The sequence below is a fragment of the Vibrio hepatarius genome (assembly GCF_001274785.1).
Classification (GTDB): domain Bacteria; phylum Pseudomonadota; class Gammaproteobacteria; order Enterobacterales; family Vibrionaceae; genus Vibrio; species Vibrio hepatarius.
Map to the genome: position 1 here is coordinate 89,448 of NZ_LHPI01000001.1, position 21,961 is coordinate 111,408.

General features: G+C 48.6%; 22 protein-coding genes. 10 read left to right on the forward strand and 12 right to left on the reverse strand.

All coding sequences use genetic code 11. The features are described from left to right. The first annotated feature begins 15 nt into the window (after positions 1-15). The 4 genes from AKJ31_RS00430 to AKJ31_RS00445 all read left to right on the forward strand — a co-directional run bounded on the left by AKJ31_RS00430 (position 16) and on the right by AKJ31_RS00445 (position 3,225). Entirely contained in the window at positions 16-891 is an 876-nt protein-coding gene (locus AKJ31_RS00430; protein WP_053407955.1) for a DMT family transporter, read from the forward strand. A 282-nt stretch (positions 892-1,173) separates the two neighbouring features. Continuing rightward, entirely contained in the window at positions 1,174-2,388 is a 1,215-nt protein-coding gene (locus AKJ31_RS00435; RefSeq protein ID WP_053407123.1) for a cation:proton antiporter, read from the forward strand. A gap of 42 nt (positions 2,389-2,430) precedes the next feature. Beyond that, positions 2,431-2,787 (forward strand): MerR family transcriptional regulator, encoded by a 357-nt coding sequence (locus AKJ31_RS00440; protein ID WP_053407124.1) that lies wholly within the window; start codon positions 2,431-2,433, stop codon positions 2,785-2,787. 57 nt (positions 2,788-2,844) lie between these two features. Beyond that, complete coding sequence (locus AKJ31_RS00445; RefSeq protein ID WP_053407125.1) at positions 2,845-3,225, forward strand: carboxymuconolactone decarboxylase family protein; 381 nt, start codon at positions 2,845-2,847, stop codon at positions 3,223-3,225. 86 nt (positions 3,226-3,311) lie between these two features. Here the strand turns inward: AKJ31_RS00445 and AKJ31_RS00450 are convergent, their stop codons facing one another. From AKJ31_RS00450 to AKJ31_RS00460, 3 genes are read right to left on the reverse strand one after another with little or no spacing between them, the layout of a single operon-like run. Next, the gene (locus AKJ31_RS00450; protein ID WP_053407126.1) at positions 3,312-4,370 is read right to left on the reverse strand and encodes a zinc-binding dehydrogenase; all 1,059 of its coding nucleotides are present in this window, start codon (positions 4,368-4,370) and stop codon (positions 3,312-3,314) included. 4 nt (positions 4,371-4,374) lie between these two features. After that, on the reverse strand, positions 4,375-4,887 hold the full coding sequence (locus AKJ31_RS00455; RefSeq protein WP_053407127.1) for a 2,4'-dihydroxyacetophenone dioxygenase family protein: 513 nt from the start codon (positions 4,885-4,887) through the stop codon (positions 4,375-4,377). Between the two features lie 40 nt (positions 4,888-4,927). Further along, positions 4,928-5,689 carry an SDR family NAD(P)-dependent oxidoreductase gene (locus AKJ31_RS00460; RefSeq protein WP_053407128.1) on the reverse strand — a complete coding sequence of 254 codons (762 nt, stop codon included), beginning with the start codon at positions 5,687-5,689 and terminating at the stop codon, positions 4,928-4,930. A gap of 131 nt (positions 5,690-5,820) precedes the next feature. Here AKJ31_RS00460 and AKJ31_RS00465 point away from each other — a divergent pair, with 131 nt between their 5' ends. From AKJ31_RS00465 to araC, 6 genes are all read left to right on the forward strand, one after another. Beyond that, positions 5,821-6,822, forward strand: coding sequence for a helix-turn-helix transcriptional regulator (locus tag AKJ31_RS00465; RefSeq protein ID WP_053407129.1), 1,002 nt, complete (start codon positions 5,821-5,823; stop codon positions 6,820-6,822). A gap of 339 nt (positions 6,823-7,161) precedes the next feature. Continuing rightward, positions 7,162-8,838 carry a ribulokinase gene (locus AKJ31_RS00470; protein WP_053407130.1) on the forward strand — a complete coding sequence of 559 codons (1,677 nt, stop codon included), beginning with the start codon at positions 7,162-7,164 and terminating at the stop codon, positions 8,836-8,838. Positions 8,839-8,840: 2 nt separating this feature from the next. Beyond that, on the forward strand, positions 8,841-9,557 hold the full coding sequence (locus AKJ31_RS00475) for an L-ribulose-5-phosphate 4-epimerase (protein ID WP_023624743.1): 717 nt from the start codon (positions 8,841-8,843) through the stop codon (positions 9,555-9,557). 63 nt (positions 9,558-9,620) lie between these two features. Further along, the gene (gene araA, locus AKJ31_RS00480) at positions 9,621-11,123 is read left to right on the forward strand and encodes an L-arabinose isomerase (RefSeq protein WP_053407131.1); all 1,503 of its coding nucleotides are present in this window, start codon (positions 9,621-9,623) and stop codon (positions 11,121-11,123) included. Between the two features lie 193 nt (positions 11,124-11,316). Next, on the forward strand, positions 11,317-12,141 hold the full coding sequence (locus tag AKJ31_RS00485; RefSeq protein ID WP_053407132.1) for a Cof-type HAD-IIB family hydrolase: 825 nt from the start codon (positions 11,317-11,319) through the stop codon (positions 12,139-12,141). A 46-nt stretch (positions 12,142-12,187) separates the two neighbouring features. Beyond that, a complete protein-coding gene (gene araC, locus AKJ31_RS00490) occupies positions 12,188-13,024 on the forward strand; it encodes an arabinose operon transcriptional regulator AraC (RefSeq protein WP_025540604.1) in 837 nt (278 codons plus the stop codon). Between the two features lie 42 nt (positions 13,025-13,066). Here araC and galM read toward each other — a convergent pair whose 3' ends face one another. The 9 genes from galM to AKJ31_RS00530 all read right to left on the reverse strand — a co-directional run bounded on the left by galM (position 13,067) and on the right by AKJ31_RS00530 (position 21,916). After that, entirely contained in the window at positions 13,067-14,155 is a 1,089-nt protein-coding gene (gene galM, locus AKJ31_RS00495; protein WP_083439935.1) for a galactose-1-epimerase, read from the reverse strand. A gap of 56 nt (positions 14,156-14,211) precedes the next feature. Then, positions 14,212-15,150, reverse strand: a complete 939-nt coding sequence (locus tag AKJ31_RS00500; RefSeq protein WP_053407133.1) for a glycoside hydrolase family 43 protein — start codon at positions 15,148-15,150, stop codon at positions 14,212-14,214. A gap of 10 nt (positions 15,151-15,160) precedes the next feature. Beyond that, positions 15,161-16,555 carry an MFS transporter gene (locus tag AKJ31_RS00505; protein ID WP_025522719.1) on the reverse strand — a complete coding sequence of 465 codons (1,395 nt, stop codon included), beginning with the start codon at positions 16,553-16,555 and terminating at the stop codon, positions 15,161-15,163. Between the two features lie 248 nt (positions 16,556-16,803). Continuing rightward, the gene (locus AKJ31_RS00510) at positions 16,804-18,378 is read right to left on the reverse strand and encodes a GMC family oxidoreductase (protein WP_053407134.1); all 1,575 of its coding nucleotides are present in this window, start codon (positions 18,376-18,378) and stop codon (positions 16,804-16,806) included. A gap of 2 nt (positions 18,379-18,380) precedes the next feature. Further along, a complete protein-coding gene (locus AKJ31_RS00515) occupies positions 18,381-18,923 on the reverse strand; it encodes a hypothetical protein (protein WP_072161197.1) in 543 nt (180 codons plus the stop codon). A gap of 53 nt (positions 18,924-18,976) precedes the next feature. Further along, positions 18,977-19,372, reverse strand: coding sequence for a glyoxalase superfamily protein (locus tag AKJ31_RS00520; RefSeq protein ID WP_053407136.1), 396 nt, complete (start codon positions 19,370-19,372; stop codon positions 18,977-18,979). A gap of 159 nt (positions 19,373-19,531) precedes the next feature. Continuing rightward, a complete protein-coding gene (locus AKJ31_RS22395) occupies positions 19,532-19,798 on the reverse strand; it encodes a ribbon-helix-helix domain-containing protein (protein ID WP_072161223.1) in 267 nt (88 codons plus the stop codon). A 268-nt stretch (positions 19,799-20,066) separates the two neighbouring features. Further along, positions 20,067-21,344 carry a TRAP transporter large permease gene (locus AKJ31_RS00525; RefSeq protein ID WP_053407137.1) on the reverse strand — a complete coding sequence of 426 codons (1,278 nt, stop codon included), beginning with the start codon at positions 21,342-21,344 and terminating at the stop codon, positions 20,067-20,069. Next, the gene (locus AKJ31_RS00530; RefSeq protein ID WP_053407138.1) at positions 21,341-21,916 is read right to left on the reverse strand and encodes a TRAP transporter small permease; all 576 of its coding nucleotides are present in this window, start codon (positions 21,914-21,916) and stop codon (positions 21,341-21,343) included. Before AKJ31_RS00530 ends, AKJ31_RS00525 begins: the two co-directional genes overlap by 4 nt. Positions 21,917-21,961 lie beyond the last annotated feature (45 nt).

The following is a 21,961-nucleotide window of genomic DNA, read 5'->3' on the forward strand; positions in this document are numbered from 1 at the left end:
AAATCTCTATTATGGATGTTGGGTACGCTACTGTCTTTCTGCCTGATGGCGATCGGCGCGCGCGAGCTCAGTGGTGAAGTCAGTACCTTTCAGATGTTGTTCTTTCGCAGTGTTATCGGCTTAGTTGCGATTTCATTGCTGATGTTCGCGACAAGAACAACCGCACATGTTTTTACACGACGACTCAGGCTGCACGGATTGCGCAATGTCTTTCATTATGCAGGGCAGTATGGCTGGTTTGTGGGGATTGGTTTGCTGCCGCTTGCGGAAGTGTTTGCCCTGGAGTTCACCGTGCCATTATGGACAGCGATCATCGCTTGGTTGTTTTTAGGTGAAGCGTTAACCAAAGCGAAACTCGCCGCGATAGGGTTTGGTCTGTTAGGTGTTTTCATCATCGTCAAACCGGGCTATGAGGTGGTCAATCTCGCTTCGCTGATCGTGTTAGGTGCTGCGATGTGTTATTCCATTTCTCACGCGTGTACCAAGTCACTCTCTGCCACTGAACACCCTTTCACGATCTTATTTATGATGTGCGTGATTCAGCTACCGATCGGTTTTGTGTTGGCGCTGCCAAGTTGGCAAATGCCCGTCGGCACTCAGTGGAATTGGCTACTTCTCATTGGCGTGACGGCGCTGTCTGCGCACTTTTGTATGACCAAAGCGATGCAGTATGCTGACGTCACCAGCGTGGTGATTATGGACTTTTTCAGATTGCCTGCGATCGCGGTAGTCGGCGTTTTTTTGTACAACGAGCAGTTCGAGTGGTCGCTTCTGTTAGGGGCGCTGCTGATGCTGCTTGGCAACGTAGCGGCGATGTCTAAACTCAAAGCTGGCAATAAGATTGAATCAGAAATCACCGAAGTGCGAGCGAATAAAACCAAAAGAAAATAACTTACGGTAAGAACCCTCTCTTAAGATCAACATGTCGGAGGTCGTTGATAGGATTTTAACCAGTGAACGATACTTTAGACGACTTCATCCAATCTCTCCTCGTTGCTGTGGCTCAAATGTGCAACTCTAAGCCAAAAAGATAAAAAGTTCGTCTAGTTTAGAGTGTTGAAGGCGCCTACTCGCTACAAAAGCTTCCATATACAGCCATACTGCAACTATCCCCTTAAACTGGTTCATGGGTTTAATGTGTCCCGTTCCTTATTTGTATAGGAAGCCCAGAAAATGGATTTAGAGCAAACCTACAAACTCATTGGCATACTTGCTGGGATAGTATTTCTATATACCTTGATTGCTAAGCGTGTAGAGAATTCATTCATTTCTGGCCCCATAGTGTACGTCGCGATCGGTTTAATTCTTGGTACAAAAGGGCTTAATGTCGTTGGAGAACTGACTGAAGCGAATGACCTTAGATTCCTCGCCGATATCACTTTAGCTCTGATTTTGTTTTCTGATGCAGCACACTCCAACATCACCGTACTCAAACAAAAGTTGTTCTATCCCAAACGTATGTTGCTGATCGGATTGCCCGGCGCCATTCTACTCGGTTTCGCTGTCGCAGCTGTGCTGTTTGATGTGCTGTCGATATTAGAAGCCGCCATCTTAGGGACAATATTAGGTGCGACTGATGCTGCGCTCGGGAAGGCGGTGATTACCAATCAAAAAGTTCCGGCAGAGATCCGAGAAGGGCTGAACGTTGAAAGTGGCTTAAATGATGGTTTGTGCGTGCCAGTGCTCTTATTGCTTCTTGCGGTCGCAACCAGTCACTCACACGAGGCACTGAGCACGCTGGAAACGCTCGCAGTGTTTGTCGAAGAGTTAGGGATAGGTCTGATTGTTGGCCTGTCGATGGCGTATCTTGGCGCGACTTTACTCAAGTGGAGTGCCGATAGCATCGGATTGAGTGAAGTCTGGGTGCAACTAACCGTAGGCGCGATAGCGTTATGTTGCTTTGGCGTGACGCAAACTTTACATGGTAGTGGGTATGTCGCGTCATTCGCGGGTGGTTTGTTATTTGGGTATTTAGCGAACAAACACACGCATGAGTTAGTTCTGCCAACGGAAAGCATCGCAGAACTACTCGCGATGTTAACTTGGATGCTATTCGGTGCCGCGGTTGTGGGAGAAATATACGGTGAATTTACGATATCTATGCTGGTTTACGCGCTACTTAGTCTGACGTTTGTCAGGATGCTGCCGATTTATCTATCTTATTGGGGCACTAATGTGGCCCCCGCAGAACGTTTATTTATGGGGTGGTTTGGGCCACGTGGTTTAGCTAGTATCGTATTTACTATCATTCTGCTCGATGCCAATCTTGAAAACGGTGATTTTGTTGCTCTCACGGTTGCTTTGACTGTACTGGCAAGCTTAATACTGCACGGGATCACCGCGAAACCTTTTGCCAACCTTATCAGCCAAGTTAACAAAGATTCTTGATTTAATATGAACCTTAGCAACCCATTCAATTAGGAAATAACAATGAACATGAGAGAGTTCTCTGGCGTGGTCGACTTGTCGTCTCATACTTTGCGGTACTACGAGAAAATCGGCTTGCTAAAGAACGTTCAACGTAACGCAAGCGGACACCGGGTTTACACGCAAAAAGACCTCGATTGGGTCAGTTTTATTAAGCGGCTAAAAGAGACGGGTATGCCGCTGGAGAACATCTTGCAGTACGCGGCGCTAAGAGAAAAAGGCGTGACAACCACCTCACAAAGACAGCAGTTGCTCGAACAGCACCAACAACGCCTCAAAATACACATTCAGCAACAGCAGCAACATTTGCTCGCGTTAGAAGAGAAAATTCATTTATACAAAGACGGAAAAGTGCGTTGACTTAGAGTGAACTCTAACTTGTAAGGTGTATTCAAATTGACTGATGGGAGTACACCGATGGAACGTTCTAGATTTGATTTGGGCTTGGAATTGCTGTCGAAGATAGACGGTGAGGCTGGGCACAATGTGATTAACAGCCTACAAGATATTTGCCCCGACTTAGCAAAATATACGATTGAGTTTCCGTTTGGCGACATTTATGCGCGCTCTGCGCTCGATTTGAAATCACGTGAAATTGCCGCCGTTGCAGCGTTAACCGCGCTGGGCAATTGTGCGCCTCAGCTTAAAGTTCACCTTAATGCGGCGCTCAATGTTGGTTGCAGCGAAGACGAGGTCAAAGAAGTCATCTTGCAGATGGCGGTATATGCGGGTTTCCCTGCCGCACTAAACGGCATGTTTGCATTTAAAGAAGTTCTGGCGGAGAGGAGCGCGGCTTAAGACGCCAATTTACAATAAAAAAAGCCCCAACTTAATTACCGTGGTTGGGGCCTCCACCAAATTTATACTTCCGTTATGGATTTAACTTAAATCACTTCTAACGCGCCGCTGCGCCAAGGTTCGATCACCACTTTGATGTGGTCATTTGGCGTCATTAACTGTGTAAATGCGTCTTCGACACCGTCGATTCCCACTTTGGCGGTGAGCATTTTCTGCCAAGGCAACTTGTGTTCGGCAATCGCTTGTAGGCATTGCTCAAACTCGTGCGGTTGATAGTAGTAAGAGAATCTCAAATCGAGCTCTTTTACCGTCGCGTACGCGTAGTTAATGATTGCGGGTGTAGTATGGATACCCGAGATGACGATTCGTGCTCGGGCAGGGGCGCGGCGCATAAAATCGTCAATCAAGGTATGCTTGCCCACACACTCGTAAATGACCAGACGTGAGTTCATCGCGTACTGTTCACCAACGGCGATTTCATCTTCCTTGGTCGGGTTGATTAATCGATTTGCGCCAAACTCGCTGGCAAGTTGCAATTTATCTTCCTGCAGATCGACCGCAAGAATATTGCTGACGCCGCGTTGTTTCAGTGCAGTAATCACCGCCAGTCCAATAGGTCCACAACCGACAACTAGTGCTGTTTCTTCCGTTTCGATATCGCTACGATTGACCGCGTGCAAACCGACTGCCAGCGGTTCGGTTAACGCTGCCGCTTCAGATGGCATTCCGTCTGGTACAGGCAGTAGGAGCGCTTCATCAAGTAGGAAGTACTCAGAGTACGCACCATAAGTACCCGGAGTAACACCAACGCCCGCGCCATTTTGACTGAGCAACATCGGCACTGAGGTGACTCGGCTACCAACAGCCAACGTCTGCTGAGTGTCAGATCCGTATTCGACAATTTCCGCGCAGAACTCATGCCCTAACATCACTTGAGCGTGCTCACCGGCTTCATCAGGCATCAACCCGAGCTGGTGGAATACATCAAATACCTCATCCGCGTGTCGAGTAATGTGTAAGTCAGAGCCACAAATGCCACAAGCGAGGCTGCGAACCAATACTTGCCCCGCCGCGGGTTTGGGTATTTCGACTTGCTGCAGGCGGACACGGCCATCTTGCATTACGATACTGTTCATCTGTTGCATGGGGTTACTCCGCTAGCTCGTCACTCAGGCCAGCAATCGCACCCGGTTTGATGTAGCGAGCGGTGAAGCCTTGTGCTTTTGCTGTTGCAATAACAACTTGCTCAATCCAGCCTGCGTCCATGATGTTGATGAAGTTACCTTGTTCGTCAAAGTTAATGTTTGCACCAGTGATCACCATAAAGCCATCGGCACCGCCGGAGTTTTCAGGGCAGTGGAAGGTATGAATCGAACCACCTGGCTCATATAAGTAGCTGCCTGCGGTTTGGAGTTGGTCTGGGTACTCGATGTAGTGCCAAGCGCCGCCCAGGGTGTAGAAGTGCACCACACCAGTATGGAAGTGTTTAGGTAGGGTCACGCCCGGTTTGAATTTGGCGCGAATCACCCAAGTGCCGTTTTCTGGGTCTAGAAACAGCGGGTAAACATCTACACCCGGTAGCGCGTCTTTGATGATCGACTCTTCGTTGGTGTTGAGAGTGAGTAGAAAATCTTGATGCTGAATAACTTCTGGTAATGACATAACTTACATCCTCGTTATTGCTGTAATATGGCGTGCTCGCCTATCCCATGAGTGGGTATTTAAAATTCTCGAAACCGTCAGACGCACTGACGGTGCAGCCGTTGATACAGTTGGCTTTCTCGCTGACCAAAAACGCCACCACGTTGGCGATCTCTTCTGGTTGAGTGAAGGTTTGGCGCATCTGCTCTTTGCGGATGTGATTCCACAGGCCAATTTCGTCGTATTGCCTTAACATTGCTGTATCAACGCGTCCCGGTGCGATGGCGCAGACACGGATGCCAAGCGGCGCCAGCTCTAATGCAGCGCATTTGGTCATCATGTCGACCGCTGCTTTGCTGACGTTGTAGGTAAAGGTCATCTCAGACGCCATTTGTGCATAAACAGACGATGTATTGAGAATCACGCCCGGTGTACCTTGTGCTTGGAATTGTCGCCCAGCAGCGAGAATGCCGTAGTAGACACCGTTTTGGTTGACCTTTGAGATCGGCTCAAAATCGGCGATTGGGTCGTGGTCAAGTAGAGGTTTTGGTGCGCCGATGCCCGCGTTGTTGATCATGATATCGAGCGCGCCAAACTGTTTGGCCGCATGCCTGACCATGGCTTCCACTTCTTGGTAGTCGGTAACGTCCGCGACAAACGTTCGTAGCTGAGCTGCATCGTAGTCTTGGTACATATTCAGTGATTGTGGGGAAATGTCGACAGCAAGTACTTTCGCGCCTTGTTCCAGCAGCTTGTGAATAATGGCTTGGCCAATTCCACCCGCAGCACCAGTGACAATCGCGGTTTTATTGATAAGTTCCATACGGCTTCTCGTCCATGCGTTGTTGTTATCGAAATGTAACTTAGATCAACTCGTTGACACTCACTTGACCTTTTGCGAAGTAAATTTGATATATTGCGATTTACAACTTGTTAACATTTGAAAATCGAGACATGCATATCGTAAGAAGTGGCGCCGCCGATAAATTTGATAGCTTGGTTTCCGAACTAGGGCAGAATCCGGTTGAGATTATGGCTGCCGTCGGGCTGTCTGCGGCGCAATTTCGCGATCCCGATACTTATCTCGCTTATCCAAGGTTGGCTGAATTGCTGGAGGAAGCGGCTGCTCGTTGTAAGCAACCGTTGTTTGGCGCGTTACTCGCCGAGCGCCAAAACCTGCAAAGTTTGGGCGATTTGCCGATGCTGGTTTCCCGCGCGGAAACGGTCGGTGATGCCTTGGCGCGGGTGAATGATTTCCTCTATCTGCATTCATCAGGTGTAACTCTCAATACGACTCCACAAGATGACTGGGTACGGTTGTCGCTCAGTATTGATGTGCACAGCGAACGCGGTATCGCGCAGTTGATGCAGTTGAGTGTGTCGCATCTGGCGATGTTTATTGCCAGTCTGCTTGATATTGAAGCGAACCACTTCTCTTTACACCTAACCCAACACGCAAGCTTCGAGGCAGAACAGAGCGAATTTGCCCAGCAGAACAAACTGCGTTTTGGTGATAAGTTTGACGGTATCCTACTTAAAGCGAGTCTACTTAACGCTAAGAACCACCAAGATGAAGACGCACTAGAGCGCCATTTTCAACAGCACCTCAAAGAGCTGCAAACCCGTTACCCAAACAATCTCAGTGACCAAGCGGCAAACATGATTGGTCGTTTGCTATCGACTGGAGAATGCAGCGTGGAGCGTGTCGCCAGAGCATTGGATTTACACCCGAGAATGCTGCAAAGCAAGCTAAAGCAGCAGGGCACGAGTTATCGACAGCTGTTACAGCAAGTGCGCCAGGATTTCGCCGAGCAGCGTTTAATTGAGAATATTCAGAGTATTACCGATATCGCGTTGCAACTGGGTTATGCAGAAACTGCGGTTTTCAGCCGTCACTTTCGCAGTTGGACAGGAAAGTCGCCCAGCCAATGGCGGCAAGACAACAGCAGTGAGTAGCCACATACTCACGCAAAAGTTTGTAGCGATTTTATCCATTCATATAGCAACTTTTTAGAACGATAGCTTTGAAGACGTATTTTTATTACTTATTGTTTTATAGAGAAAATAGTGTGAAATAAGGCTTGTACTCTAGGTTTGGTAAACGTTTATATGCTTGCTCATTTTTATGTTTTCTGACGCTATCCGGCAAGCCTTTGAGAAACCGATCGAAATAGCACTCTTCAGTGGCTAGCGATATTGTCTATATATTTAGCCGATGCCTGAATGGTGCTCCCCACGCTGCTCCGATTAAATAAGTGAAAACAAACCTTCACTTTCAATCATTGGTAGGCAGTTATGAGTGTTGAAAAATATACGATTGGTCTGGACTTCGGCTCTGATTCTGTTCGTGCATTATTGGTAAATACGACCACAGGTCAGGAAGTGGCATGTGGCGTTCAATACTATCCGCGCTGGATGGAAGGACAATATTGTCACGCGGCGATGTCGCAGTTCCGCCAACACCCTCGCGACTACATTGAAGCGATGACAGCCGCAGTCAAAGAGACGCTGGCACAAGTATCAGAACAAGTACGACAAAGCGTCGTGGGTATCGGCGTCGACACCACAGGTTCAACACCTGCGCCAGTGGACAAAGACGGCAATGTACTGGCGCTGCTGCCAGAGTTTGAACACAATCCAAACGCAATGTTCATTTTGTGGAAAGACCACACCTCGATTCAAAAAGCGGAGCGCATCAACCAGCTTGCTCACAGCGGTGATTTCCCTGATTACACTCGCTATGTCGGCGGCATTTACTCATCTGAATGGTTCTGGGCAAAAGCCGCATGGATCGGCGAGCAAGACGCAAAAGTCGCTGAGCAAGCATACACTTGGGTCGAGTTATGTGACTGGATCCCAGCGTTAATCTCCGGCAATCAAGCACCGAATAAACTGCGTCGTGGCATCTGTGCAGCAGGGCACAAAGCACTATGGCATGACGAGTGGAACGGTCTGCCGTCTCAAGAATTCTTATCAGCAGTTTCTCCGACTCTAGACGGTATTCGCGAGCGTATGTTTGACCGCGTATATACCTCTGACCAACAAGCAGGTCTGCTGTCGGCCGAATGGGCTGAGCGTTTTGGCTTACCGGAAGGTATAGCGGTCGCTATCGGCGAGTTTGACTGTCATATGGGCGCAGTCGGCGCGGGTGCGGGTGAACACGATTTAGTAAAAGTGATCGGTACTTCTACCTGTGACATTTTGATGGTTGACCCAGAGCAATTGGGTGACAAAACCATCGAAGGGATTTGCGGTCAAGTGGAAGGCAGCGCGCTTCCTCAACTGGTGGCGCTCGAAGCGGGTCAATCGGCATTTGGTGATGTTTATGCGTGGTACAAACGCTTATTGATGTGGCCAATCCAACAATGGGTGACTAAGCACCCTGAAGACCAGCACTTACTCGACAACCTCGACAATGTCCTGATCCCAATGTTAGCCGATGCGGCGATTGAACACCCACAAACGGAACATTCACCACTCAGCCTCGACTGGCACAACGGTCGCAGAACACCAAATGCCAACCAGCGTTTGAAAGGTGTGGTGAGTGGATTAAACCTTGGTAGCTCAGCACCTGACATTTTCTACAGCTTGGTGGAATCAACGGCGCACGGTGCTAAGGCGATCATGGATTGCATGACAACCCAAGGCGTTGACGTGAATCGCGTATTGGCGATTGGAGGGATTGCGCAGAAATCACCACTGGTGATGCAGACCTGTGCCGACGTAATGGGATGTGATATCGCAGTGGTCGAATCTGATCAATGTTGTGCCTTGGGTGCGGCTATCTTCGCGGCTGTTGCTGCGGATGCACATGCCAGTGTGAGCGAAGCGCAGGCGGCGATGGCGAGCCCAATCCGACACGTATACACCCCAGTTCAGCGCCGTGCGGACTTCTATCAAGGCCGTCATCAAGCGTACTCGCAACTAGGTCAGCACATTGAAACCTTTACTGACCAACAGAAGGAGGCTTAAGCATGCAGGACGTGATCTCTAATCCGCTGCTACTCCCTGAACTCAGAGAGCAAGTTTGGCGCGCCAATATGGACTTGCAAGTTCATAAGTTGGTGACATTTACCTGGGGCAACGTTTCCGGTATCGACCGCAAGTCTGGCTTGGTGGTGATTAAGCCAAGCGGCGTTGCCTACGAAGATCTTTGTCCAGAGAACATGGTGATCGTCGATCTAGATGGTTCGGTGATTCAAGGCTCTCTGAAACCATCTTCAGATACCGCGACACATCTAGAGTTGTACCGTGCATTTCCTCAATTGGGCGGCGTGGTGCATACCCATTCGTCTTATGCGACTTCATGGGCGCAAGCGGGCGCGGTGATTCCTGCGTTTGGTACCACCCATGCGGACTATTTCTACGGCCATATTCCATGCGCGCGCGCTTTGACTCAACAAGAGATTGAAAGCGATTACGAGCTGAATACCGGCAAAGTGATCGTCGAGACGATTGGTGAGGGCGACCCGATGGCGATTCCTGGAATCTTGGTTCGCGAGCACGCGCCATTTACTTGGGGAACCGACCCGCATAACGCCGTACACAACGCGGTGGTGGTGGAAGAAGTCGCCAAAATGGCATTTCGCACCCTGACCATCAATCCGAGCACGCTGCCGATTCCACAGACCTTGCTGGATAAGCACTACCTGCGCAAACACGGCAAAGACGCGTACTACGGACAAAAGTAACGAACAATCGTCGCCTGGCTAATTGGCGAGGCGACCATGCGACTCAGAATAACAGAGGCACTTATGAAAGATTTAACAAACAAATCTGTATGGTTTATCACAGGTTCACAGCACCTTTACGGTCCTAAAGTATTGGAGCAAGTGGCGAACAACAGCGAAGAGATCGTTGCAGGCTTTAACCAGAGCAACGATGTGTGTGTGCCGATTGTGTGTAAAGAGACGGTGAAGTCACCTGAAGAGATCTTGAGCGTTTGCCAACAAGCGAACAACGACGAAAACTGTTTGGGTGTGGTGCTGTGGATGCACACTTTCTCGCCAGCCAAAATGTGGATTTCTGGCCTTAAGCAATTGAACAAACCGTTTGTTCATCTGCATACCCAGTTCAGCGAAGCGCTGCCTTGGGAAAGCATCGATATGAACTACATGAACCTAAACCAAAGTGCGCACGGTGACCGTGAATTTGGCTTTATCGGCACGCGTCTTGGTTTGGACCGCCGAGTGATCGTTGGTCATTGGCAAAAAGAATCTGTACGCAAGCAGCTTGACCACTGGTGCCGCGCAGCGATTGGCTGGCACGAAAGCCACACGCTACGTGTTGCTCGTTTTGGCGACAACATGCGTCAAGTAGCAGTAACAGAAGGCAACAAAGTCAGTGCGCAAATCGAGTTTGGCTTCGAAGTACACGCATACGGTTTGGGTGAACTGACCGAAGTCGTCAACCAAGTGGAAGACAGTGCGATCAACGCTCTGCTAGAAGAGTACCGCGCTACGTATCGTATCGCGCCTGAGATCTTCGAAACGCCAGAACAGCTAGAAATTCTTAAGAACGAAGCGCGTCTTGAACTCGGTATGGAAACCTTCCTGCAAGAGCGTGGCTGCATGGCGTTCGTCAACACGTTTGAAAACCTGACGGGTTTAACTAACTTGCCTGGCCTTGCAACGCAACGTTTAATGGAAAAAGGCTACGGCTACGGCGGCGAAGGTGACTGGAAAACAGCCGCACTGACACGCATCATCAAAACCATGGGTCAAGGTTTACCGGGCGGTACGTCTTTCATGGAAGATTACACCTACAACCTAACGGGTGAAGGACAAGTGCTGGGCGCGCATATGTTGGAAGTGTGTCCGACGATTGCGGCTGATAAGCCATCGATTGAAATCCATCGTCATACCATTGGTAAAACCGACGATGTGGCTCGCGCAATTTTCAGTGCCAAAGCTGGCCCTGCATTAGTGGCGACCTTGATTGATTTAGGTAACCGCTACCGCTTGTTGGTGAACGAAATTGATACCGTGACGCCACCATCAGAGCTACCAAACTTGCCAGTGGCACACGCGCTTTGGGAACCACAACCAAATCTAGAAGTGTCGGCAGCGGCGTGGATTCATGCTGGTGGCGCGCACCATAGCGTATACACGCAAAACGTCACCTTGGATATGTTGGAAGACTTCGCTGAATTTGCGGGTATCGAGCTGGTTGTGATTGATAAGAACACCACCATTCGTGACTTCAAAACAGCGCTGAAACACAACAGCCTGTTCTACCGTTTTAACAGCGGTATCTAACAACGCCAACGCCTATTCGGCTGACTGTACAGTTGAATAGGCGTTTTCTCTAATCGACTTCCGCACTTCGTACCTTCTTTCCCCCAATGACTTGAACTATTCCCTCAACCCCTCGTTTTCGTTACTTATTTCGTTCTTGCGCGGAATAATCGAGTAAAATTGGATCTTTATGCGGATGCCAAAAGGAACAATTATGTCATACCAAGTGCTTGCACTAGACCTTGATGGAACCACGCTCAGAGACGACCACACGTTGAACCCTTGGGTTATCGAGTGTGTGCAGCAGCTAGCGAAAAAATATCACGTGATGGTGGTGACTGGGCGCCATCATACGGCGGCCAAGCCTTATTACGAAGAGCTTGGCATCGACACTCCAATCATTTGCTGTAATGGCGTGTATCGCTACGACTATGCGTCGGATACGGTTGAAACCAGTATGCCGATTCCTAAATCTTTGGCGAAAGATTTCCTGAGCTTAGCCAATCAGCATGCGCTGAGAATGGTGATGTATACCGAATCTGGCATGGCGTACTTACAGCAAAATCCGATGCCTTACATGATCCCGCTACAACGTTGGGCGATGAACTATCCGATTGAGAAAAGACCTAATATTTACCAAATCGAAGACTTTCGCCACGAACTGGAGCTAGCGACTGAGGTTTGGAAGTTCGTGGTTCAGGGTGACGATGAAAACTTTCACACCTTTATGCAGGAGCCTGCGATTGTCGAGCACTTTTCTGGTTCATTCTCCGGCGAAAATCGCGTGGATTTGGCGATGAAAGGCCACAGCAAAGGTCAAGCGTTGAAAGACTATCTCGCCACACTGCAACTGGATATCGAACAGGCGGTTGCGGTTGGTGACAACTATAATGATGTATCCATGTTGAGCATGGCAGGTTGTGGTGTGGCGATGTTGCAAGCCGATGAAGGTGTTAAGCGTCACGCCGATAGAGTGACCACAACTGATAACTATGGCGAAGGGTTAGCACAATTACTCAAACAACTCTTCCCACTTTGATTTACTTTTTTGCCGCACTTATTAATGCTGTCATACGGAAGAGAGAATGCAAAACGATCCATTGAAACCAGGTTATGACTTCAATGCTCATTTGGTTGCGGGCTTAACGCCAATCTCAAAAGGCAACGATCTAGACTTTGTGATAGACCGTCCGAATGGGATGAAGGGCTTTATCATTAACTTGACGGTTAAAGGGCAGGGCACCGTATTCCACGGTGATGAGTCTTTTACGGTCAACGAAGGCGATTTATTGCTCTTTCCCACCGGCGTACCGCACTATTATCACCGCTCAGAAGAGGCGGAAGATTGGTACCACCGCTGGATTTATTTTCGCCCTCGTGCATATTGGATTAACCGCCTTAAGTGGGAAAACTGCATCAACGGTGTGTTTATCACAAAAGGCGTGCACATTGACGATCAAGAAAAGCTCGAGCTGCTGTTTAAGCAGATAGAAGAGCTGAGCAAACAGGACGAGCCATACAGCGATGAGCTGACGCTTAACTTGTTAGAGCAGTTGCTGATTCGATGCAAAATGAACCAGCCTAATCTGATTAAGAAGCGCGTAGATCCACGTATCACCGAAGTCTTGAACTACATGGCCAAACACCTCAACGAAGATTTCAGTAATGAAAAATTGGCGGAGCTGGTCTGTTTGTCGCCGTCTCGCTTAGGACATTTGTTCCGCGATGAAGTCGGCATGACGATTACCCAATGGCGAGATGACCAACGCATCAGTCGTGCCAAGCAGTTGTTGGTGACGTCGAACTACTCCATCAACCAAATCTCTCGCTTGATTGGTTATTCTGACCCACTCTACTTTTCACGCGTGTTCAAGAACAAAGCGGGTCTAAGCCCGAAACTCTATCGTGAGAAAGTGATGTAAGCGTGATCGGGCAGGAATTTCACCTGCCCGAGTCATTTGTGATTACTTGCCGTGATGGGTTGTAAACTGGTAGCTGGTTTGGTGCTGGTAGAACGACTTTTGGGTAATAAAGCGTTTGTTCGCTTCTGGCCATTCTGGATGGTTAGGGCAGTCCGGTAAGAACTGAGTTTCAAGCGCCAATCCTTGATAATCTCGATATTCACCAGTGCGTGACGGTGTTCCTGCCAAGAAGTTACCACTGTAGAACTGAATCGCCGGTTTGTCGGTAAACACAGACATCACCACCTGTTTATCTGAGCTAATCAGGCGCGCGATCGTGCTTGCGCCGTCAGTCAGCTCCTCTGGCAAAGTAAATGCGTGGTCGTAGCCTTTCGCGAGCTTTTGGTCTTCATCTTCCAGTAAACGCGCCCCGATTCGCTGCGCGGTATTGAAGTCAAAACTGCTTTCTTGCACCGCTTTGAGTTTGCCTGTCGGGATAAGCTCTTCATCAGTAGGCAGATATTCGTTGGCTCGCAGTTGCAATTCATGGTCGAGAATGGTTTTGCCGGACTCCGCTCCATCCAAATTAAAATAGGCATGGTTAGTCAGATTGATCGGGCAGTCTTGGTCACAAATCGCCGAGTATTCGATACACAGTTGGTTGTTTTCTGTCAGCGTATAAGCGACTTCGGCGGTGAGGTTGCCAGGAAATCCTTGGTCACCGTCTGGAGACATTAAACAATACGTAATGTGAGAGTCGCTTTTGGCTTTCACCAACCAACGGCGCTTATCAAACCCATCAATACCACCGTGTAGGCTGTTGCCGTTATCGTTGCGGGTAATGGAATACGTTTGTCCGTTTAAGCTGAACTGTCCTTTGGCGATGCGATTGGCAAAGCGGCCGATGGTCGCGCCTAAAAATGCCGAATGGGACTGATAATCACGCAGCGATGTCATGCCGAGCAATACTTCTCGCTGTCCTGAAAGCGTGGGAAGTTGGCAGCTTAGCCATGTGGCGCCGATGTCCATAAACGTAGCCGTCATGCCGTGATGATTGCGTAAAACATGAACCTTAGCAGGTTCTCCATCAGTGAAGAGATCGCGCTCGAGAGCGGCTTTGATCGAGTCGGGTGGGATGATGCTGTTGGGCATAGAGGCTCCTTTCAAAAACACAGTACCTGCGAATTGCAGGTACTGAGATAACAGGGTTAAATCGCTTCGCCGAAGATAGGGAAACCGTCTTCCCAGATGAGGCGTTTGATGCGTGTGTGGCGGTTCGGATCCCAAAGCGGGTCGCCTTCAATTTCGGTGTAATCGCGCGCGTGATACACCAGCAAGTCGTGGCCTTGTTCATCGACGGTAAAACTGTTGTGACCCGGTCCGTAGACCTTTTTCTCCCAGTTAGTTTTAAACACGGGTTGCTCGGCTTTTACCCAGCTTTTCGGGTCAAGTAAGTCACTGTTTTCATCCGCATAGAGCAGCCCCATGCAGTAGTTTTCGTCTGTCGCGCTGGCGGAGTAAGTCATCCAGAACTTTCCGTGACGGTGGATCACAGATGGTCCTTCGTTAACCCAAAAGCCGATTTGCTCCCACTCAAACTCTGGAATGGTCAGGCACTGTGGCGCCGTACGTAGTTTGGTTGGCGTTTCTAACTCTGCAATGTACAAGTTAGAGTTGCCGCCAATGTTGTTGTCCTTTTGTGCCCAAACATAGTAGTTAACGCCGTTGTGGCTGAATGAAGTCGCGTCTAAGCAGAACGTATCCATGCCAGTGTCGATTTGCCCTTCGAATGTCCATTCCGGTGTGATCGGATTCGGGTTCGAATTAGAAATCGCGTACATACGGTGCTGGAACAAACCATCGATGATTTCTCTTGATGGCGCGGCGGCAAAGTAGACATACCAAGCGTTGTCGATAAAGTGCAGTTCTGGCGCCCAGATTAAGTCACTGTAAGGGCCTGTATCGGGTTTGTACCACGCGTTAATTAATTCGCTGGTGGTGTCGAGCTCAGCAATGGTCTTTGCTCGACGAATCTCAATGCGATCATATTCCGGTACCGAAGCGGTGAAATAGTAGTAGCCGTCCGTGTGTTTGTAGATGTGCGGGTCGGCACGTTGCTCAATAATGGGATTTACGAAATCAGTCATACTGCTTACCTTAATTTGCGTAACGTGATTGAGGTTTTGAAGATTGAACATCGCTTAGATTTTTCTCTTCTTCTAGGATGTTGGTCGCTGTCATTGCTTGGTAGTACTTGTCGGTCACTTTGTATTTGAACATCAATGAGCCCATCAAGAAGTGGAACAAGCCGGGGATGACCGTTAGCATCAGCGCGATACCTGTCAGGGCGTAATCTGACTGTGCTTCATTGGGTACGTAGTTAAAGAAGGTGAGTAGCCAACCGACCACCGCGCCGCCGATACCCATGCCCAATTTTTGGCTAAATGAGATACCGCCAAACGCCAGTCCAGATACGCGTTGACCCGTTTTGTACGCGCCGTAGTCGACGGCTTCTGCAATCGCTGACCAGAATACTGGAGCATGCAAATCCACCACGAACGACACTAAGAAATACAACACGAAAGCCAGCGCCAAGTCTTCACGACCGACAAACAAGTACAACATTGCGCTAAGTAGCAGTACTGCGACTTGGCTGTAGCGGAACAGTTTAATTTTGCAGTACTTCTTAGTGATCCATGTTGAGGCAACCATCGCCAGAATCGCCGCACTTACCCCCGTTGCGAGGAATGCGGAAATCGTACCTGCGTCGCCACCAAGGTAATACTTGGCGTAGTACGCAGCGACAGAACCACGGATTACGTAGCCGATAGTGCCCGTTACACATACCGCGCACAGTACCAACCACTGGTCGTTTTTCATCAGCAGTTTGACTTGGTCTTTAAACGATTTTTTGTCGACCACGTGTTCGATACGCTCTTTGGTGGTCGCGAAACAGAACAAGAACAGCAGTGTGCCCATCAGTCCCATTAGACCCATCGAATATTGGTAACCCAATTGGATGTTGTCTTGACCCCAAGCCGCTGATAGCTGCGGTACGATGATGGTGACAAGAAACGCCGCGATTTTGGCGAAGAATAAGCGATAGCCGTTTGCAGACAGGCGCTCTTTCGGGTCATCGGTCATCACACTGATTAGTGAGATGTATGGAATCGTCACGGCGGTAAACATCACAGTGACAAGAATGTAGGTCGCGTAGGCGTAAACCAGTTTAGTGTTGTAATCGCCATCAGGTGTGCTGAACGCGAGGTAAACTGAGATACCGAAAGGGATCGCTAGAAAGAGTAGGTATTGACGGTAGCGACCCCAACGAGAGGTAAATTTATCGGTAATCATGCCCATTAGTGGGTCGGTCACCGCGTCGATCAATCGAACCACGATGAATAACATGGCTAAATCTTCGGGTTTGATGCCAAAAATATCCGTATAGAAGAAGGTAATGATTAACATCATCGATGAAATCACCACGTTGACTGCCATGTCACCGGCGCCAAAGCCGATCTTCTCAAGGACAGGTAATTTATATTTGTACATAGGGACTAATCCTTTGTTCTCACGATGACGCAGATACTACTCAGGAATTAGTGCGCAGGCTGTTATCACTCTCATAGATAAATGGAGATAGCAATTTTGTGCATGCCTTCAGCCAATCTGTTTATGTCAGAACGAGCTTTTGCTACTCAGGTGAAATTGGGATGGGATGTAAAATGATTCAGTCGGAATAAGGAGAGTATGTCGTTAATGGTATGCAAAGCCCGACAAGTCGGGCTTAGATCATGTAGCTAAATTAAGCCTTTACTCATAGAATCAGCGATGTATTCAGCTTGTCGTATTGCGAGTGCGACGATAGTGAGTGTCGGGTTTTCTGCTGCACTCGTCGTGAAAACGCTACCGTCAGAGATGAAGAGGTTATCGATATCGTGCGCCTGCCCCCACTTGTTGACAACTCCCTCTTGTGGTTTAGCGCTCATGCGATTGGTTCCGAGGTTATGCGTTGATGGGTAGGGAACAACACGATTGGTTTTTATCGCGCCGACCGCTTTGTAAATAGCCTCACCTTGTTGATAAGCATGGTTTCGCATCGCAATGTCATTTGAATGGTCATCGTAATGGACATTCGGAACAGGCAAACCGAAATTGTCTTTTACATCATGGTTCAACGTTACTTGGTTGCTTGAGCGAGGCATATCTTCGCCAACAATCCACATACCAGCCATGCGCTCATAAGCTTCCATATCCTCAGCAAAATCTTTTCCCCACGCACCAGGTCGCAAGAATGCTGCCATAAAAGGAAGCCCTAATGACAGTGTTTCCATTTCGTAACCACCGACAAATCCGCGTGAAGGATCATGCTTGGCTTCGTCACTGATTATGCCCGCCATGGTGGTTCCTCGGTACATATGAACCGGATTTTCGAACTCTGCGTACACTGAACCAGTGACGTGGCGCATGTAGTTTTTGCCCACTTCGCCTGAACTGTTTGCAAGTCCGTTGGGGTACATTGCAGACGCTGAATTTAGCAAGACACGCGGACTTTCAATAGAGTTACCCGCGAGACAAACAATCCGTGCTTTCTGATGTTGCTGGTTTCCGTTTTCATCTGCGTAGAGCACGCCATCCACTTGACCTGAGCTATCGTGCGTTATCTTAAGTACATGGCTATTCGGGCGTAGTTCAAAGTGCCCCGTTGCCTCTGCTTTCGGAATTTCGGTGTACAGAGTCGACCACTTCGCACCCATTCGACAACCTTGAAAGCAGAAGCCAAGTTGTTGGCATGACGCTCGACCATCACGGGGTTGAGAATTGATCGCCATTCTTCCAGTATGCACTTCCTTGTATCCCAGTTTCGTCGCGCCTGCTTGCAGTACTTTGAAGTTATTATTGCCGGGCAGTCCCGGAATATCGTGAGTGCGGGTTACACCCATTTTAAACTCAGCTTTTTTGTAATACGGTTCCAGTTCAGCAAGCGTTAGTGGCCAATCAAGCAACTGAGAGCCTTCAATGTGACCGTACATGGTTTTTGCGCGAAACTCATGTTCTTGGAAACGTAGGCTAGCACCCGCCCAGTGCAAGGTTGAACCACCTACCGTTTTGCAAATCCAAGCTGGCAAGTTTGGGAAGTCTCGAGCGATTTCCCAAGAACCGCTAGTCGTACGGGGTTCGAGCCACGCTTCTTTACCAAACATCTTCCATTCATTGTTTTCAAAGTCTTTGGTGTAGTCGAGGCGAGAACCGGCTTCGAGGCAGACAACATTGACCCCTTTTTGCGCCAGTTCATTACTCAACGTTCCGCCACCTGCACCGGATCCGATGACCACAACAACGCTATTATCCGATAATTCAAATTGCTTAGTCATAATCAACTCTCCTTGTTAGGTTGTGGTAGCCAGTCAATATCATCAAAGCCACGATGTATGTAGCCACCTTTGCTGAACGAGGGGCCTTCATAGCCAAACTTTGGCCAAATTTTGGGGTTATCATAAAGAGATACCACCATGTTGCTGCGGATAGCCTGAAAAAATGGCTCTGAGGCAACATGTTGGAGTAACTCGGTTTGTTTGGCGGCGTTGAGACTAGTCCAATCGCCACCTGCTGCTTTGATTAGCGTGGCAATCCCGTCTTCCAATGCTTTACGCAGTTCTGGGTTGCTTGCAACACTGGCGTCGATGCTTTCTACACTCGCGGCGTAGAACAAGTCCTCGAGTTGAGGATGAGGGTAGATTGAGCGGCTAATCTGCAGCAATGAATTTGCCGTGGCTTCGTTGAGCGATGTCACGCTCAGTGCCCAAGATTTACCCATCAATGAAATTCCGGAAACGGAATAGGCGTAAGCAGCGGTAGCGGTTAAAACGCCCATTTTGAGAATTTTTCGTCGTGAATAATTGGGGGTTGGATTATTCATATCATTATCCTTACATTCAACGTTCTAGAGTCTTTGTAGGCTGAGCGCTTCTTCTATTGGAAGCGTCCCAATCGCTCTAAGAATTCGATTTTGTATCCATCAGGGTCGGTGAGAAAAAAGAACTTAGCCATTGGCTCTTCTTGGTAAGCCATGCTCTTAATGTCAGTGGGTTGCATAGCAAGTTCGATGAGTCTTTGGCGTGTTGCGTCTAGATCATCGACGCAAACAGCAATATGTCCGTATCCCGAACCGTGTGTGTAGTGATTGGAATTATCGTGGTTGTAGGTAAGCTCAAGCTCGAAGTCGCTGCTTGAGTTTCTTAAATAGATAAGAGAGAAGCTTTCAAATTCGAAGCTCTGTGCGACGTCTAAATCGAGCGCATCCTTGTAAAAAGCAATCGACCGATTTACGTCAAATACTCGAATCATTGAGTGAATGAGTTTGGCCATAAGTACCTCCCAGCTGTAATGTTATACAGATACTAACTCCGGGAAGCAGAAGAGGGGTGGTATATGAATACCACATGTAATGAAAATGTTAATTTAACAGTGGGGGAATTCGTTATTTTGGTTTAGTTTGACGAGCTTTTTAAATGAACGAACTCAAAGCTACTGGTGCGATTCACTGAGATATAACACACAGCTGCATCGTAACAGAGAAGCAAAATTGGATACTTCACCGTTAATATCAAGCGCCTCATCATACAAGGTGGTAAGGAACTTGCCTGTGTTCATGCCTTGGGAATCCGCGATGTGATCGATGATCTGCCAGTATTGTCTTTCCAATCTCACGCTGGTTGAATGTCCTGCTAAGCGAATGGAACGCGAACACATTTCGTAGTTCGCAGGATCTTGTCCAGAAAATATTGTGCACATAACAATAACCATTTTGTAACATTCTCTATTGATTTAAGTATATGTCTTGTCGCTTAATTTCCATATATTTATTTATATGCAACTCAGTACCAATGATGGGATATGTGACGATCTAGTCAGTATCGGTTTGCGCAAAGGTTTTTAAGATCTTTTGAGTGTTCGCTAAACCTTAGTGAACATCATCTATAAGTGTCGTTAAAAGCTGACCGATAAACTCAAGCAGTCAGCTTTGAACGGTATGCATTCCACTCCTTACCAATGGGTCATATTAGCGGAAAGCAAGATCGCGCAGCGCAAGCGAAATTGATGGGAAGAAAATTAGCATCACGGAGACCAACAGCAAGATGAAGACAAACGGTGGCGTGCCGCGAATCACTTCCACATAAGGGCGTTTAAACACAGCAATCGCGGTAAAGATGTCGCAGCCAAACGGTGGTGTTGCAGAGCCGATCGCGGCTTGCAGGGTGACGATGGTGCCGACCAAAACGGGATCGATGCCGGAAGATTTGATCACAGGAGCGAAGATAGGGATCAGAATCAGCATCACCACGATAGGGTCAACAAACATACAGCCGATGAAAAACGCGACGGAAATGACGATAAGCAACTCGGTTTGCGAGAGGTCATTAATCCCAATCATGCCGAGCAACTCCTGCGGAATTTGTGCAAAAGAGATCACCCAAGAGAACGCGCTACCTGCCGCAACTAAGATAAACACCACCGCGGTAACCATCCCGGTCGAAAGCGCGATGCCACCCAGCTCTTTCCATTTCACTTTACGAAACACCACCATTTCGAGAATCACTGCGTACAACACAGATACTGACGCGGCTTCGGTTGGGCTGAAGACGCCCGCGTAGATACCGCCGACAGTAATAAGAGGAAAACCAAACGGTAATACTGCTTTGCGAACTGTCGTCCAACGCTCTTTCCAGCTCGCTTTTGGTGCATTTTGCACGGAACTTTTGCCCGCATAAAAATAACAGTAGGCAGAGAACATCAACAAGATAACGATCGCAGGTCCAATCCCCGCGATAAACAGTTCAGCAACCGAAGTACCCGACACCACGCCATAAATGATCATGCCGATACTGGGTGGGATCAGGAGGGCTAAATCCGACGCGTTAATGATCAGCGCAAGCGCAAAGCTGTCTTTGTAGCCATATTCGAGCATTTTCGGTCGCATAATTGAACCGACCGACACCACTGTTGCCTGCGTTGACCCCGATACTGCGCCAAACATCGCGCAGCTAAGCGAAGAGGTAATTGCTAAGCCGCCGCGAACGTGGCCGACAAACGCCATCGCTACATCGAGTAAGCGAGTTGCCGCCACGCCTCGGGTAATGATTTCCGCCGCGAGGATAAACATCGGCACAGCGATTAACGCGGCGGGTTTAATGCCCGCGAGCATTTGCTGAATCATAAAATCCGGACCCAGACCAAGGTAGACAATAAAACCGAGCATGGTGGCGGCCAAAAGTGGTACCAGCATTGGAAAGCCAAATGCGAGTAAGGTAATCATGGTGATGATCAGTGCCGTTGTCATAGCGCTTTCTCCTGCTTACGGTTGGCATTCAAGCGGTTGGTATTCAGGCTACCAGCGTGACGAACGGAGCGTGAAAGAACGGTGAGTTGGACAAAGCGTTTGATGTGGCGTAGACCAACGCGAGTAAACTGAACGGTACTAAAAAACAGGCCGATAGGTGCGATAAGGTAAACCCAACTTAGTGGCACTTGCAGTGCGGGCGACAGGCGTCCCATTTGACTGACTTTAGCGATGTATTGCCACGCATACCAAGTGAGAACGGCGACTAAAACAGCGGTGAGAAGATAAATCACGCCGTTCGCTAAGGTTTGCCAGCGCTTGGGTAACATATCGGTAAAGGCGGTCATGCGAATATGGCGAGATTGTCTGGCGGCGTAGCTACAACCGATGAAAGTCACCGCAATAATCAGGAAGTAGTTCAGTTCTTCAGAAAAATAGAGGCTGTGGCTAAACAGATAGCGCCCGAGCACATTGGCAATTGAGTTGAGTGCTATCAACAGCACGGAGCCAATCAATAACGCGGCTTCAGCCTTTTGAATATACCTGTCTAGCCAGTGAAAAATCCCTCTCATCGCCTCGTTCCTCGTTAACCAACAATGTTAATAAAACGTTATCGT

What these genes read in the sequence shown, in the direction of transcription:
- AKJ31_RS00430 (WP_053407955.1), top strand. Translation starts at nt 16, where the DNA reads ATGTTGGGTACGCTACTGTCTTTCTGCCTGATGGCGATCGGCGCGCGC.
- AKJ31_RS00435 (WP_053407123.1), top strand. Translation starts at nt 1,174, where the DNA reads ATGGATTTAGAGCAAACCTACAAACTCATTGGCATACTTGCTGGGATA.
- AKJ31_RS00440 (WP_053407124.1), top strand. Translation starts at nt 2,431, where the DNA reads ATGAACATGAGAGAGTTCTCTGGCGTGGTCGACTTGTCGTCTCATACT.
- AKJ31_RS00445 (WP_053407125.1), top strand. Translation starts at nt 2,845, where the DNA reads ATGGAACGTTCTAGATTTGATTTGGGCTTGGAATTGCTGTCGAAGATA.
- AKJ31_RS00450 (WP_053407126.1), bottom strand. Translation starts at nt 4,370, where the DNA reads ATGCAACAGATGAACAGTATCGTAATGCAAGATGGCCGTGTCCGCCTG.
- AKJ31_RS00455 (WP_053407127.1), bottom strand. Translation starts at nt 4,887, where the DNA reads ATGTCATTACCAGAAGTTATTCAGCATCAAGATTTTCTACTCACTCTC.
- AKJ31_RS00460 (WP_053407128.1), bottom strand. Translation starts at nt 5,689, where the DNA reads ATGGAACTTATCAATAAAACCGCGATTGTCACTGGTGCTGCGGGTGGA.
- AKJ31_RS00465 (WP_053407129.1), top strand. Translation starts at nt 5,821, where the DNA reads ATGCATATCGTAAGAAGTGGCGCCGCCGATAAATTTGATAGCTTGGTT.
- AKJ31_RS00470 (WP_053407130.1), top strand. Translation starts at nt 7,162, where the DNA reads ATGAGTGTTGAAAAATATACGATTGGTCTGGACTTCGGCTCTGATTCT.
- AKJ31_RS00475 (WP_023624743.1), top strand. Translation starts at nt 8,841, where the DNA reads ATGCAGGACGTGATCTCTAATCCGCTGCTACTCCCTGAACTCAGAGAG.
- araA (WP_053407131.1), top strand. Translation starts at nt 9,621, where the DNA reads ATGAAAGATTTAACAAACAAATCTGTATGGTTTATCACAGGTTCACAG.
- AKJ31_RS00485 (WP_053407132.1), top strand. Translation starts at nt 11,317, where the DNA reads ATGTCATACCAAGTGCTTGCACTAGACCTTGATGGAACCACGCTCAGA.
- araC (WP_025540604.1), top strand. Translation starts at nt 12,188, where the DNA reads ATGCAAAACGATCCATTGAAACCAGGTTATGACTTCAATGCTCATTTG.
- galM (WP_083439935.1), bottom strand. Translation starts at nt 14,155, where the DNA reads ATGCCCAACAGCATCATCCCACCCGACTCGATCAAAGCCGCTCTCGAG.
- AKJ31_RS00500 (WP_053407133.1), bottom strand. Translation starts at nt 15,150, where the DNA reads ATGACTGATTTCGTAAATCCCATTATTGAGCAACGTGCCGACCCGCAC.
- AKJ31_RS00505 (WP_025522719.1), bottom strand. Translation starts at nt 16,555, where the DNA reads ATGTACAAATATAAATTACCTGTCCTTGAGAAGATCGGCTTTGGCGCC.
- AKJ31_RS00510 (WP_053407134.1), bottom strand. Translation starts at nt 18,378, where the DNA reads ATGACTAAGCAATTTGAATTATCGGATAATAGCGTTGTTGTGGTCATC.
- AKJ31_RS00515 (WP_072161197.1), bottom strand. Translation starts at nt 18,923, where the DNA reads ATGAATAATCCAACCCCCAATTATTCACGACGAAAAATTCTCAAAATG.
- AKJ31_RS00520 (WP_053407136.1), bottom strand. Translation starts at nt 19,372, where the DNA reads ATGGCCAAACTCATTCACTCAATGATTCGAGTATTTGACGTAAATCGG.
- AKJ31_RS22395 (WP_072161223.1), bottom strand. Translation starts at nt 19,798, where the DNA reads ATGTGCACAATATTTTCTGGACAAGATCCTGCGAACTACGAAATGTGT.
- AKJ31_RS00525 (WP_053407137.1), bottom strand. Translation starts at nt 21,344, where the DNA reads ATGACAACGGCACTGATCATCACCATGATTACCTTACTCGCATTTGGC.
- AKJ31_RS00530 (WP_053407138.1), bottom strand. Translation starts at nt 21,916, where the DNA reads ATGAGAGGGATTTTTCACTGGCTAGACAGGTATATTCAAAAGGCTGAA.